The organism is Rhodococcus sp. no. 34, from assembly GCF_054589475.1.
This window is the reverse complement of record NZ_BAAILK010000046.1, coordinates 871811-885267: the sequence shown is the minus strand read 5'-3', so window position 1 is coordinate 885267 and position 13457 is coordinate 871811. Positions and strand designations below refer to the sequence as shown.

Sequence of the window (13457 nt, the reverse complement as noted above, 5' to 3'; positions counted from 1 at the left end):
CCGTATCCAGGGCGGTACGGTCGCGCACATGAGTGCGAACAACGTTCTGGTGGTCAGTGCGACGAAGTCGGAAGCGGCCTATGTGCCGCAAGGATACGAACTGCTGATCACGGGGATTGGAAAGGTCAGTGCTGCAACAGCAGTCGCCTCTGCTCTCGCGCGGTACGAGCGGGAGAAACTGCCGCTGGTCGTCAACATCGGGACCGCCGGTGCGCTGCATGCGCACCACGGTGGCCTATATGTTCCCGGCGTCGTCATCAATCACGACATCAGCAGCACCGCGATCCGAGCGCTGGGGCACGACGTCGCGGACCGTTTGGTGCTCGCCGGCGGTGACGACTCGGTGTTGGCGACCGGCGACGCATTCATCGCCGACGCTGCAACCCGGGACGCCCTTGCACAGCGAGCCGATCTGGTCGACATGGAGGGGTTTGCCATCGCATTCGCAGCGCAGGCTGCGGGTGCTACCTGCCGACTCGTCAAACACGTCAGCGATCACGCGGACGACTCGGCCTTGGACTGGCCCGCGATGATCGATGCCAGCGCCCGCGAGTTGGGGCGCTGGCTGCTCGACAACGTCTGATCGAGCCTGCAGCGTCTGGTCAAGCCTCCGCAGTCAGTATCAATCCGGTGTCGTCCGGCTTGCGCAGGGTCAGCGTGTCGGCGTCGACGGTGTAGCTCACTTCGCCGTCGAGCACCGCCAGGATCTGGCGCTCGATGTCCATGTTCTCCTCGGGGCAAGCCATACGCGTGGTTGCCATCGGCGTGAACGTGACTGTGGTGTCGGACGTCTGGGCGCTTCCGGTCATGCGATTGCATCCGGTGCTCCCGCTGACCGAACCGTCTGCGGCAATCGTCAGTTCGGGAGCTGACGTCTCCAGAGCCAGGCTCGTACTGATCGCATCGGGACTGATGAGGGACGTGACAGTCCACGTCGTGCCCTGCAGCGGTCGATCCGGCGTGACGATTTTCTTGTCCTGCAGGGTGACTGTGGCGTCCTTCGATGTCAGGACGAGGGTGTCGCCGTCGAGGCTCCACGCCGGCGCAGCGGTCAGCAATGTTGTTGTCCAGGAGTCGGATTCGGCGATGCCGGGAGGGCAGCCCATCATGGTCGACGCCATGGTGCCGGTGGTCAGCTTGCCGTCGGTGAACTCGACCGAACCGTTTGCCGTGTTGCATCCGGCGCTCGCGGACACTCGACCGGCCTGGCTGAAGTCGAGAGTCAGCGGGCCGCCGCCGGGAATTTGTGTTCCATCCACGGAGGTCGAGATGAACACACGACCGGAGGGATCCGTCTTGTCCTCGGGGGAGTCGGACGAAGCGGAGCAACCGCTTACCGCGGCGATGGTCAGGAAGCCGATGACGGCAGCAGCGATGCGCATGGGCTCACATTAAGCGGTGGGACGGATCGGGGGAGTCAACATCGAGTAACGCGCCGGGCAAGGTCTTCCCAGCCGGCGGCCAGACGCTCGGTGGTCATCCCGAGATCGCGCACCTGATGAAGGACGAGCGACGCTTCGAGCGGTGCCAACAGTGCTGAAGCGAGCAGATCGAGGTCGCCCTCGACGCCGGCTCCTCGAAGAAGCCCGATGACGTGAGCGATGCCGAGAGCCCGGGCCGGACCGCCGAAGCGGTATTCAGGAGCGTTTTCCGCCGCTCGGAGGACTTCGCCCTGTACTTCCACCATGGCGATCCGGGCTCGTCCGAACGCGATGAGGCGCTCGATCGGCGGCGCGCCCGGACCCAACGGTGGGGGGCCGAACATGAATGCCTGCTGCAGTTCTCGCTCGGTGTGATCGAGCAGTGCCTGCATCAGTCCCGATCGATTGCCGAAGCGTCGAAAAACTGTGCCCTTGCCCACACCGGCTCGGCAAGCGACGGCATCCATGGTGACCGCGTCGACACCTCGTTCGGCGACGAGGAGTGCTGCTGCGTCGAGCAGAAGTACGCGGTTACGTGCTGCGTCGCCGCGCTCGACCGGCGCGGCGCCGATCTGGGGGAGGGGGATTGCGCTCACGGGATCAGGTTACAGGGCTGTGGAATGTAAGTGGACCGCGGTCCGTTTAGTTGATATAACTTTCAACCGGAGCCACCAACCGCACCACTCTCGAAGGAATCTCGTTATGTCACAGACCAATGTTCTCGTTCTCGTCGGCAGCTTGCGCGCCGGATCCGTCAACCGCCAGCTTGCCGAGACGGCTGTGTCCGCCGCACCCGAGGGTGCCACGCTGACGGTCTTCGAAGGCCTCGCCGACGTCCCCTTCTACAACGAAGACATCGACGTCGAGGGTGCTTCCATCCCCGCTGTCGACGCACTGCGCTCCGCTGCGAGCGACGCGGACGCGTTCCTGCTCGTCACCCCCGAGTACAACGGCACCATTCCCGCGGTTCTGAAGAACGCCATCGACTGGATCTCGCGTCCGTACGGTGTCGGTGCAGTCAAGGACAAGGCTGTCGCAGTCATCAGCGCTTCGCCCAGCGGCAACGGCGCCAAGTGGGCACACGAAGACACCACCAAGGCAGTCCGTATCGCCGGCGGCAAGGTCGTCGAGGACACTGCACTGAGCATCGGTGGGACCGGCGCACTGTTCGGTGAGCTGCACCCGCGTGAGAACGCAGAGGTGCTCGCTCAGGTCTCCAAGGTCGTCTCCGACCTCGTCGACGCCGGCAAGCAGCACGTCAACGCGTAATTCGTTTCACGAATGAGGGCCATGCCGGAAGGTGTGGTCCTCACTCGTATGCGCGCTAGAGCCCTTCGCGTTCCATCGCGTCGTCGACCGCGTCGCGAACCGACTCGAAATCCTTGCCGGCCATCATCGCTTCGCCCATCGCAGCATCGATACGGTCGGCGACGGCGGCGTACCGACGCTCCCAGTTCTCCTTGTCCTCCCGCCAGTAACCCATCACGTGCATGCGGTTTGCCGGGATTTCCCATGTTCGACGCAGGTGGGTGCGGATGCGTCTGGCGGCCGCGGCCTCGACTGCACACCAGATGTAGCCCTCGCCGGGAGGCAGGGCAGCGCCGGCCAATTCGGCGAGCAGCGAGTCCGATTCCTCGATCCATCGGTAGTGAGCGTCGGCGCGCGTCGTGAACGTCTGCTGTTCACTCGGCGCGGGTACCTGCGCGATGACGTGGATCGGTAGACCGTCGGGTGCTTCTTCGAGAATTCGCCCGATCGCGGGCAGAGCGGCGTGATCGGCGACCATCAGCAGCCAGTCGCAACCTGCCGGCGGCGTGAACCACCCGCTCGCCGTCGAGAGGTGAACGGTCTCGCCCGGTTGCGCATTCTCGGCCCAGAGTGCAGCTCCGCCGTGGCCGTGGAGAACGAAGTCGATCTCCAGTTCGTTCTTCGAGGGCTGCCAGCGCCGGACCGTGTAACTACGGGCGTGAGGGGGATCGAGGGGGAATCTGACGAGCACCCGTTCGTCGGGGCTCCCGCTCGTCTCGAAGTCGCTCAGGCCCTCCCCACCGAAGGTGATTCTGCGCATCAACGGTGTCACCTGCTGTGTTCTCGTCACGGTTGCCTCGTGGCGTGGAGCCTCGTCCTTCGGGGGTGTTTCCACGACGCTCATGGTAGGTCCGTGGCGCGACTCCGAGAGGCTGACGAGCACAAAAAGAAACTGTGACGCGCGACACGCCGACGCGCCGGGAAATGAAGGCGCTGAACTGGGGCGACCTGGGAATTCCAACGATGTGACTCACAACATCTCGCGTTATGTGTTTCTGTCGGCCACTAGGTGTAGTGTCTTGAGCACTGAGAGACCACAACGCGGAACGCCTCGAGCGAGACTCCGGCAATCGGTCGTATCGGTGCTGAACATCACTACATCGGCCTTTGTTGGCTAAGCGAAAGAGGGACTCTCATGAGCATCACCGTCTACACCAAGCCCGCTTGCGTTCAGTGCAATGCCACCTACCGCGCCCTGGACAAGGCCGGTCTCGAATACAACGTCATCGACATCACCGAGGATGCCGAAGCCCGCGACTACGTCATGGCTCTCGGGTACCTCCAGGCACCCATCGTGGTTGCCGGTGAAGATCACTGGTCGGGCTTCCGTCCCGATCGCATCAAGACCCTGACCGTCGCTGCTTGAAGCGCCGCAGTGTCGGCGGTGGACACCTCCGCCGACACATCTGAGTAGTTCCGGGCACCGTACAAGAAAATGGTGACAACCGATGACTTCGCTGGTCTATTTTTCCAGCGTGTCGGAGAACACCCACCGATTCGTTCAACGTCTCGGCCTGCCTGCGACACGTATACCTATCCATGACCGTGACGGCTCATTTCGTGTAGACGAGCCCTATGTGCTGATTCTGCCCACCTATGGTGGCGGGGTCACCGTGACAGGGCGCGACACCAGTTATGTACCGAAGCCGGTCATTCGTTTTTTGAACAATCCACACAACAGGTCGTTGATCAGAGCAGTGATCGCGGCGGGAAACACCAATTTCGGTGAGTCCTTTTGCTATGCAGGAAACATCATTTCCCAGAAATGCCACGTTCCTTTTCTGTACCGGTTCGAACTCATGGGCACTGCCGAGGACGTCGACCGGGTACGAGAAGGCTTGGGGGAGTTCTGGAATCATCTCGAAACAGAGAAGGAGCACGGGCAGTGGCGCCAACCATCACTGACACGATCGCGGCAGGAAGCGTAGAGCGTGATGCGCGCGGCGGCGATTCCACCAACGGTCTCGACTACCACGCACTCAATGCCATGCTCAACCTGTACGGCGCCAACGGTGAGATCCAGTTCGAGATGGATGTCGCTGCAGCCCGTCAGTACTTCTTGCAGCACGTCAACCAGAACACCGTGTTCTTCCACAATCTGGACGAGAAGCTGGACTACCTCGTCGAGGAAAACTATTACGAGCCCGAGGTTCTCGATCAGTACTCACGTACTTTCGTGAAGTTCCTGATCGATCACGCGTACGCCAAGAAATTCCGCTTCCCGACGTTCCTGGGTGCATTCAAGTACTACACCTCGTACACGCTCAAGACCTTCGACGGTAAGCGCTACCTCGAGCGTTTCGAAGATCGTGTCTGCATGGTTGCGCTCACCCTGGCCGCAGGCAACGAAGACCTGGCCGTCGAACTCGTCGACGAGATCATCGCCGGACGCTTCCAGCCCGCCACCCCGACGTTCCTGAACTCGGGCAAGAAGCAGCGCGGTGAGCCCGTGTCCTGCTTCCTGCTTCGTATCGAAGACAACATGGAGTCCATCGGTCGCTCCATCAACTCGGCACTGCAGCTGTCCAAGCGCGGTGGCGGAGTTGCCTTGCTGCTCACCAACGTTCGTGAGCACGGCGCCCCGATCAAGAAGATCGAGAACCAGAGTTCGGGTGTCATCCCGATCATGAAGCTTCTCGAGGACTCGTTCTCCTACGCCAACCAGTTGGGTGCGCGTCAGGGCGCCGGTGCTGTGTACCTGCATGCGCACCACCCCGACATCTACCGGTTCCTCGACACCAAGCGTGAGAACGCCGACGAGAAGATCCGTATCAAGACGCTCTCACTCGGCGTCGTGATCCCGGACATCACGTTCGAACTGGCGAAGAAGAACGAGGACATGTACTTGTTCTCGCCGTACGACGTCGAGCGCATCTACGGAGTTCCGTTCTCCGACATCAACGTCTCCGAGAAGTACTACGAGATGGTCGACGACAAGCGAATTCGCAAGTCCAAGATCAAAGCTCGCGAGTTCTTCCAGACCGTCGCCGAATTGCAGTTCGAATCGGGCTACCCCTACATCATGTTCGAGGACACGGTGAACCGGGCAAACCCGATCGAAGGCAAGATCACGCACTCGAACCTGTGCTCGGAGATCCTGCAGGTTTCGACGCCTTCACTGTTCAACGACGACCTGTCCTACTCGAAGGTCGGCAAGGACATCTCCTGCAACCTGGGTTCGCTGAACATCGCGAAGACCATGGACTCGCCCGACTTCGCCAAGACCATCGAAGTGTCGATCCGCGGATTGACGGCAGTGTCCGACCAGACGCACATCTACTCGGTGCCGTCGATCGAGCAGGGCAACAACGACTCTCACGCCATCGGCCTCGGTCAGATGAACCTGCACGGATACCTCGCTCGTGAGCGGATCTTCTACGGCAGCGAAGAAGGCATCGACTTCACGAACATCTACTTCTACACCGTGCTCTTCCACGCACTGCGTGCGTCGAACAAGATCGCCATCGAGCGCGGCTCGTACTTCAAGGGTTTCCCGGAGTCGAAGTACGCCTCGGGTGAATTCTTCGACAAGTACACCGATCAGGCTTGGGAGCCTGCAACCGACAAGGTTCGCGGACTCTTCGCCGATGCGAAGCTGCACATCCCCACCCAGGACGACTGGCGTGAGCTGAAGGCTTCGGTTCAGAAGCACGGTATCTACAACCAGAACCTTCAGGCCGTCCCGCCGACCGGCTCGATCTCGTACATCAACTACTCCACCAGCTCCATCCACCCGGTGGCGTCGAAGATCGAGATCCGCAAGGAAGGCAAGATCGGCCGCGTCTACTACCCGGCGCCCTACCTGACCAACGACAACCTGGAGTACTACCAGGATGCCTACGAAATCGGGTACGAGAAGATCGTCGACACCTATGCTGCCGCAACGCAACACGTCGACCAGGGCCTGTCGCTGACGCTGTTCTTCAAGGACACCGCAACCACCCGCGACATCAACAAGGCGCAGATCTACGCGTGGCGTAAGGGCATCAAGACGCTGTACTACATCCGTCTGCGTCAGATGGCACTCGAAGGCACCGAGGTCGAGGGCTGCGTTTCCTGCATGCTGTAAAGGGCTCCGCCCCCGTGCGCCTTTTCGGTAGTGGTTACTACCGAAAAGGCGCACAGGGGTATCAGGCCGGCGGACGGCCGGGACCGTGCATCTTGCCGGCGTTCTTCGGCATTCGACCGTGCTCGGTGAGTGCGCGCCGAAGGAGAAACTCGATCTGGGCGTTGGTACTTCGGAGATCGTCGGCGGCCCAGCGGGCAAGCGCGTCGTGCACCGCTGGGTCCAACCGAAGAAGGATCTTCTTACGCTCGGATCGCGGAGCTGGATCCGTGGCCATGTGGCCTTTCCTTTACTGGTAGAGCGAACCGGTGTTGAGCACCGGTTGTGCGTCGCGGTCGCCGCACAGCACGACCAGAAGGTTACTGATCATCGTGGCCTTGCGTTCCTCGTCGAGTTCGACGACGTGCTTTTCCTCGAGCTGCTTGAGTGCCATGTCGACCATGGACACCGCACCTTCGACGATTTGCTTGCGGGCGGCGATCACTGCACCCGCTTGCTGGCGCCGAAGCATCGCGCTGGCGATTTCGGGTGCATACGAGAGCCGGTTGATGCGTGTCTCGATAACTTCGACACCCGCCGCACGTACGCGGGCGTGAACCTCCTCCGACAAGGTGGTGGTGATGATATCGGCGTTCTCGCGCAACGAGACTCGGCCTTCGGCGTCGTACGGGTAGCTACCGGCGATATGGCGGACGGCCGCCTCGGTCTGTACGGAGACGAACTCCTCGTAATCGTCCACCTGGAACGAGGCGAGCGCTGTGTCGGCCACCTGCCAGACGACCACCGCCGAGATCTCGATGGGATTGCCGTCGGCGTCGTTCACTTTCGCCTGACCGGTCTCATGGTTTCGGATGCGCGTCGAGATCGATCGACGGACCGTCAGCGGGTTTGTCCATCGCAGTCCCGGCGTGCGCAAGGTGCCGCTGTACGAGCTTCCGAGAAGTTGCAGAACTCGGGCTTGATTAGGTTGCACCAAGGTCAGGCCCATCAGGAGGGGGAGTGACGCGATGAACAGCACCACTCCGACCGGAATCAGGGCGAAGAGTCCCAGAACTCCGCCAACGACGGACAGCGCGATTCCGGCCAGGAAGAGAAGGACGCCGCCGAGGAGCATCCAGCTGCCGGACAGGTCCCAGCCTGGGCGTTCGGCGATCGTTGTGGTGGCGACACCGGTCGGTTTCTCGGCCACGGTGGGTGTGCTGGTCATGCGAGACTCGCTTTCCATCGGTAAGTGATATTTAATTGATATCACATTTTTTGTACTCGTGGAGGGGCGCGTGCGACACATGTTGTTGTGTTGGCATCGCGAACCCGACACAACGGGTAGTGTTCAGGCAAGCCAACATTCGGCAGTATCTCTCTCGCTAGGTAGGAATTATGGTCAAGCTGGTCAGTCGCGTTTCCGCCATCAACTGGAATCGCGTCCAGGACGAGAAGGACGCCGAGGTATGGGATCGCCTCGTCAGCAACTTCTGGCTGCCCGAAAAGGTGCCGGTCTCCAACGACATCCCGTCCTGGGGAACGCTGACCGCGCAGGAGCAGCAGCTCACCATGCGCGTCTTCACGGGCCTGACGCTGCTCGACACCATCCAGGGAACGGTCGGCGCCGTCAGCCTCATCCCGGACGCGATCACTCCCCACGAAGAAGCGGTGTACACCAACATCGCCTTCATGGAATCGGTGCACGCGAAGAGTTACAGCTCGATCTTCTCGACGCTGTGCTCCACCCCCGACATCGACGACGCGTTCCGCTGGTCGGAGGAGAACCCCAACCTGCAGCGCAAGGCGCAGATCGTTCTCGACTACTACAACGGCGAGTCGCCGCTCAAGCGCAAGGTCGCATCGACGCTCCTCGAGAGCTTCCTCTTCTACTCCGGCTTCTACCTGCCGATGTACTGGTCCTCGCGAGCCAAGCTCACCAACACCGCAGACCTCATCCGCCTCATCATCCGCGACGAGGCCGTGCACGGGTACTACATCGGCTACAAGTACCAGAAGGGCCTCGAACAGCTCACCGAGGCCGAGCGTGAAGAGCTCAAGAACTACACGTTCGAGTTGCTCTTCGAGCTCTACGAGAACGAGGTCGACTACACCCAGGACCTCTACGACGGCGTCGGTCTGACCGAGGATGTCAAGAAGTTCCTGCGCTACAACGCCAACAAGGCGCTCAACAATCTCGGCTACGAAGGCCTCTTCCCGAAGGATGAGACGGACGTCAATCCGGCTATCCTGTCGGCACTTTCACCGAATGCGGACGAGAATCACGACTTCTTCTCCGGCTCGGGTAGCTCCTACGTCATCGGCAAGGCAGTCAACACCGAAGACGACGACTGGGATTTCTAGAGCGACCCTGCACCCAACGAAGCCCGACTCCTGCACACGCGGGAATCGGGCTTCGGTCGTCGATGGGGGAGTGGGTCAGCGCTGAAACCACGCTTCCGGCTTGTCCAGCAACGCTTTTGCGAGGCGCAGACGCGAGGTTTCCGTCATGTCCGAAGGCAGTGCGCTCGGCGCGAACCACGCGACCTCGAGGTTTTCGTCGTCCGCCACGTGTGCATCTCCGCCGGTCCACCTGGCCAGGAAACACACGTCGAGGTACTGAGTCACGTCGCCGTTGGGGTACGTAATGGGCTCTGTGACATCGACACTCGTGATCCGAATCAATTCGGCGTCGACGCCGGTTTCTTCCTTCGCCTCGCGCACCGCCGCCGCCGACGGTTCCTCCCCAGGCTCGAGAACGCCGGACACGACGGCCCACTGACCGTTGTCGGCGCGGCGGGTGAGCAGGATCCGGCCGTCGTCGTCGCGGATCACGACGCTCACTCCGGACAGCCAGAGCGGCGCATGACCGACCTTCTCGCGCAGTGCAACAATGAATTCGGGGATCGGCATGATCAGAACCCGAACTTCACGGCTGGGGCGAACCGCTTCGAATGTCGGAGTTGTGGTTCGTTCCGGTCAGCTCGCATATCCGTTCAAGGTTCCCTTCAAGTCCGCCAATACGGCACGGGCAGCAGTCATCCCGTTTCCGTTCCAGATGCCGTCTTCCGCTACGAACACACGTCGGTCGGTGGCAGCGGCGAGGTCCTGCCACTGGTCGCTCTTCATGACCTCGGTGCCGTAGCTACGACCGTTCGGCCCGTCGAAGAGGACGTAGATCAAGTCCCCTTCGGCGGCGCTGAGATCGTCGGCCGGAATCGGTGCCGTGGTCGCATCGGTCAATCGCTGCGCCGGTGGGCGCCGGACGCCGACGTCGCTGAGGATCTGTCCGGCGAAGGATGCAGGGCCCTCGATCTGCAGGTCCTTCGAACCGAACCGAACCACTGATGCCTGCGTCTGCGATGCATTCAATGCGTCGCCGAGCTGCACGACGTCCTGCTGGTAGCGGTCCAGCTCCGTCGCAGCCGCGGACGAACGGCCCAGTGCCTGGCCGGCGAGGGCGAACTGCGCTTTCCAGTACACGGGATCCGAGCCCGCGAACACGGTGGGGGCGATGGCGTCGAGTTGCCCGTACAAGCCGTCGGACGCCGGACTGGACCCGAGGATCAAGTCCGGCGCGGCGGCCTTCACGGCGTTGACGTCAGGTGCGCTCACGGGGCCGACACTCGGAATCTCCGAGATGCCGAAACCCAGGTACGACGGTTGAGGCGAGTCGACACCGGTTGCGGCGCCCACTACCCGCTCCCACAGACCGAGGGCGCACACGGCGTCCATCGAGACACTGTCGAGGACCACGATCCGTTGGGGATCGGAAGGAACCTCGGTTTCACCCGCAGTGTGTACGACTCGACGCTTCACCCCGGGGCCCGCTCCCGGGTCGGCTTGCGTCGGCGTCGGGCACGCGGTGGCGGTGTCGCGTTCGATGCCCATCACGCCGGCACCGGCGATCGACGTAGTGGTCCGGACGATGGTGCTCGCCGGATCGTCCGACGAGTCGGACGAGCAACCACCGAGGACGAGCATCGTGGCGGTGATCCCCAGGATCGAGACACGACGAACGGACGTGCGGGCGGTCGTGCGTGAGAGAACAGACGTGCGTGAGAGAACAGACAAGTCGACGGCTTCCTGTGTGAGCGGGCGCCGTTCAGGTTAGCTGTTCGACTCAGCTGTTCTGCTTGTCCACCTCGAACGTGTCCGAGAGGTCGTCGAGGATCATGTGGGCGCCCTGGATGCTGACCGGCGACATCCAACGTGAATCGTCCACGTCGACCTTGCGTCCTCGAAGCGTCTGCCACAGCGGGCTCTCGAGGAACGGCTTCGCAGCTTCGGCGCTCTTGCCCTCGGCGTCCTGCCAGGTGCTGATGAAGATGACGTCCGCGTCGGCTTCGTTGATCAGCTCGGGGCTGATCTTCATCATGATGTTGCCGGCATCGGCGGGGTCGGGTCCCTGGTTGTCCGGGCGCTTCAATCCGGCGTCCTGAAGAACGATGCCGCTGAACGAGGTGGTGCGGTAGAGACGTGCGGTCGGTTCACCGGCGAACCGGACTACCGAGATGACCGGGTTGTTCGCCTTCTCGTTGATTTCCTTGCCGACGGCAGCCGCGCGTGTTTCGTATTCGGTGATTTTCGCCTCGGCCAGCGATTCCTTGCCCAGCGCTTCACCGACTACGCGGATGTTGTCCTTCCACGTCGGACCGGTCGTCTGGGTGAAGACGGTGGGCGCGATTGCGGAGAGCTGCTCGTAGTTCTTCCCGTCGCGGACCTCGGCGGAGATGATGAGGTCCGGCTGCAGTGCGGCGATCTTCTCGAGGCTTGCACTGCTGACCGTGCCGACCGAGACGGCGTCCGCGGCGAATTCCTCCCGCGAGGATCCGAGGTAGTCGGGCAGACCGGGCTCGCGGTAGTCGACGTAGCCGACGAGCGGGGATTCGAGGAGAAGGACGGCGTCGGTGAAGCTGTTGTCGAGCGCGACGATCCGCTGGGGTGCTGCCGGGATTTCGGTGCTTCCACGGAAGTGTTCGATCGTGCGGGGGAATGCGCCCGACTCGGTCGAGGTGGTGGTTGCAGCGGGCTCGTCGTTACTCGAGCAGGCTGGAACGACCAAGGCGATCGAGGCTGCGACGGCTACCAGCGCGGCGCGGCGGGGAAAGAATTTCACTGAATACTCCTGAGGTGAGTTAGGCGAGGGTGACCTTATCAGTGGAGGAGATGGCCGAAAACGGACACCGGCCGAATTCTTCGACGGGTACGACACGCCGATTCGGATGTGGGTTCGGACTCCCGAGGGAACATAAACCGCAGGTCGTTCGTTTGGTGCCCCCAAAAACGGATGCTCGAGTACGACGCAGAGTAGGACCGGGTCGCGGTGCCTCGGAGTCACGGTCTACGATTCGATGAGCGCAAGCCAGAAGCCGTTGTCCGCAGCCCGGGCGACGGACCCTGCGGGCGCAACCAAGGGCTCTTTCACGGAGTCTGCGGAGCGACCAAAGGCACATTCAGGAGGATCAGTGACTGCCGTAGCGCCCCAGCCAGTCCCCACGATAGCGCCGGCCAGGCCTTACCCGCCGCGGCAGGGACCCAAGGGCTCATTCATTTTCAAGATGATCACGACCACCGATCCCAAGGTGCTCGGAATCATGTACTTGGCGACTTCCATCGCCTTCTTCCTCATCGGTGGCCTCATGGCACTGATGATGCGTGCCGAACTTGCTGTACCCGGCATGCAGTTCCTTTCCAACGAACAGTTCAACCAGCTGTTCACCATGCACGGCACGATCATGCTGCTGCTGTACGCGACCCCGATCGTCTTCGGCTTCGCGAACTACATTCTTCCGCTCCAGATCGGTGCACCCGACGTCGCGTTCCCGCGCCTGAACGCGTTCAGCTACTGGCTGTACCTGTTCGGTGCGATCATCACGACGGCCGGATTCGTCACGCCCGGTGGCGCAGCAGACTTCGGTTGGACGGCGTACACGCCGCTGACCAGCGCGCTGCACAGCCCCGGCGTCGGCGCCGACCTGTGGGTCTTGGGTCTGGCCGTCGCCGGCCTCGGCACCATCCTCGGTGGCGTCAACATGGTCACCACCGTGATCTGCCTGCGCGCACCCGGTATGACCATGTTCCGCATGCCGATCTTCACCTGGAACATCTTCATCACCAGCATCCTGATCCTGCTGGCGTTCCCGCTGCTGACCGCTGCATTCATGGGCCTGTTCGTCGACCGCCATCTCGGTGGGCACATCTTCGACCCGGCAACGGGCGGTGTGCTCCTGTGGCAGCACCTGTTCTGGTTCTTCGGTCACCCCGAGGTGTACATCATCGCGCTGCCGTTCTTCGGCATCGTTTCGGAGATCTTCCCGGTCTTCAGCCGTAAGCCGATCTTCGGCTACAGCGGCCTGGTGTACGCAACGTTGGCCATCGCCGCTCTGTCGATCGCAGTGTGGGCCCACCACATGTACGCAACCGGCGCTGTTCTCCTGCCGTACTTCTCGTTCATGACGTTCCTGATCGCCGTGCCGACAGGTGTGAAGATCTTCAACTGGATCGGCACGATGTGGAAGGGGCAATTGACCTTCGAATCACCGATGCTGTTCTCGATCGGCTTCCTGATCACCTTCCTCTTCGGTGGTCTGTCGGGCGTCATCCTCGCGAGCCCGCCGCTCGACTTCCACGTCACGGACAGCTATTTCGTCGTCGCCCACTTCCACTACGTGGTCTTCGGC

The 13457-nt window shown here is 62.0% G+C and carries 15 protein-coding genes; 7 read left to right on the top strand and 8 right to left on the bottom strand.

Annotated elements, in window-relative coordinates; all coding sequences use genetic code 11:
* Window positions 1-28 precede the first annotated feature (28 nt).
* Window positions 29-583, top strand: a complete 555-nt coding sequence (locus ACYP01_RS25380) for a nucleosidase (RefSeq protein ID WP_459683016.1) — start codon at window positions 29-31, stop codon at window positions 581-583.
* A 19-nt stretch (window positions 584-602) separates the two neighbouring features.
* Here ACYP01_RS25380 and ACYP01_RS25375 read toward each other — a convergent pair whose 3' ends face one another.
* Window positions 603-1382 (bottom strand): META domain-containing protein, encoded by a 780-nt coding sequence (locus ACYP01_RS25375; RefSeq protein ID WP_459683015.1) that lies wholly within the window; start codon window positions 1380-1382, stop codon window positions 603-605.
* Window positions 1383-1417: 35 nt separating this feature from the next.
* Window positions 1418-2017, bottom strand: a complete 600-nt coding sequence (locus ACYP01_RS25370) for a TetR/AcrR family transcriptional regulator (protein ID WP_003944690.1) — start codon at window positions 2015-2017, stop codon at window positions 1418-1420.
* Window positions 2018-2123: 106 nt separating this feature from the next.
* On the opposite strand from ACYP01_RS25370, the gene ACYP01_RS25365 reads away from it, so the two are divergent.
* Window positions 2124-2690 carry an NAD(P)H-dependent oxidoreductase gene (locus ACYP01_RS25365; protein WP_459683014.1) on the top strand — a complete coding sequence of 189 codons (567 nt, stop codon included), beginning with the start codon at window positions 2124-2126 and terminating at the stop codon, window positions 2688-2690.
* A gap of 55 nt (window positions 2691-2745) precedes the next feature.
* Here the strand turns inward: ACYP01_RS25365 and ACYP01_RS25360 are convergent, their stop codons facing one another.
* Window positions 2746-3573 (bottom strand): siderophore-interacting protein, encoded by an 828-nt coding sequence (locus ACYP01_RS25360; protein ID WP_459683013.1) that lies wholly within the window; start codon window positions 3571-3573, stop codon window positions 2746-2748.
* Window positions 3574-3864: 291 nt separating this feature from the next.
* On the opposite strand from ACYP01_RS25360, the gene nrdH reads away from it, so the two are divergent.
* The 3 genes from nrdH (at window position 3865) to nrdE (ending at window position 6798) form a co-directional block, all read left to right on the top strand.
* Window positions 3865-4095, top strand: a complete 231-nt coding sequence (nrdH, locus tag ACYP01_RS25355; protein WP_003944717.1) for a glutaredoxin-like protein NrdH — start codon at window positions 3865-3867, stop codon at window positions 4093-4095.
* Window positions 4096-4177: 82 nt separating this feature from the next.
* Window positions 4178-4657 (top strand): class Ib ribonucleoside-diphosphate reductase assembly flavoprotein NrdI, encoded by a 480-nt coding sequence (gene nrdI, locus ACYP01_RS25350; RefSeq protein WP_003944767.1) that lies wholly within the window; start codon window positions 4178-4180, stop codon window positions 4655-4657.
* Window positions 4615-6798: a class 1b ribonucleoside-diphosphate reductase subunit alpha gene (nrdE, locus tag ACYP01_RS25345; RefSeq protein ID WP_003944756.1), complete on the top strand. Its 2184-nt coding sequence runs from the start codon at window positions 4615-4617 to the stop codon at window positions 6796-6798. The genes nrdI and nrdE overlap by 43 nt, the downstream gene beginning before the upstream one ends.
* Before the next feature lie 61 nt (window positions 6799-6859).
* Here nrdE and ACYP01_RS25340 read toward each other — a convergent pair whose 3' ends face one another.
* Window positions 6860-7072, bottom strand: coding sequence for a type II toxin-antitoxin system antitoxin (locus ACYP01_RS25340; protein WP_003944723.1), 213 nt, complete (start codon window positions 7070-7072; stop codon window positions 6860-6862).
* 12 nt (window positions 7073-7084) lie between these two features.
* Window positions 7085-8002 (bottom strand): SPFH domain-containing protein, encoded by a 918-nt coding sequence (locus ACYP01_RS25335; RefSeq protein ID WP_003944699.1) that lies wholly within the window; start codon window positions 8000-8002, stop codon window positions 7085-7087.
* A gap of 170 nt (window positions 8003-8172) precedes the next feature.
* Here ACYP01_RS25335 and nrdF point away from each other — a divergent pair, with 170 nt between their 5' ends.
* Complete coding sequence (gene nrdF / locus ACYP01_RS25330) at window positions 8173-9138, top strand: class 1b ribonucleoside-diphosphate reductase subunit beta (RefSeq protein ID WP_003944744.1); 966 nt, start codon at window positions 8173-8175, stop codon at window positions 9136-9138.
* 75 nt (window positions 9139-9213) lie between these two features.
* Here the strand turns inward: nrdF and ACYP01_RS25325 are convergent, their stop codons facing one another.
* From ACYP01_RS25325 to ACYP01_RS25315, 3 genes are all read right to left on the bottom strand, one after another.
* Window positions 9214-9687, bottom strand: a complete 474-nt coding sequence (locus ACYP01_RS25325; protein ID WP_064075196.1) for an NUDIX hydrolase — start codon at window positions 9685-9687, stop codon at window positions 9214-9216.
* Window positions 9688-9753: 66 nt separating this feature from the next.
* Window positions 9754-10848, bottom strand: a complete 1095-nt coding sequence (locus ACYP01_RS25320) for an iron-siderophore ABC transporter substrate-binding protein (protein ID WP_459683012.1) — start codon at window positions 10846-10848, stop codon at window positions 9754-9756.
* A gap of 49 nt (window positions 10849-10897) precedes the next feature.
* Window positions 10898-11893: an ABC transporter substrate-binding protein gene (locus tag ACYP01_RS25315; protein WP_042450041.1), complete on the bottom strand. Its 996-nt coding sequence runs from the start codon at window positions 11891-11893 to the stop codon at window positions 10898-10900.
* Between the two features lie 349 nt (window positions 11894-12242).
* Between ACYP01_RS25315 and ACYP01_RS25310 the strand changes: the two genes are divergently transcribed.
* The coding region (locus ACYP01_RS25310) for a cbb3-type cytochrome c oxidase subunit I (protein ID WP_459683010.1) at window positions 12243-13457 on the top strand (1215 nt) is incomplete at its 3' end.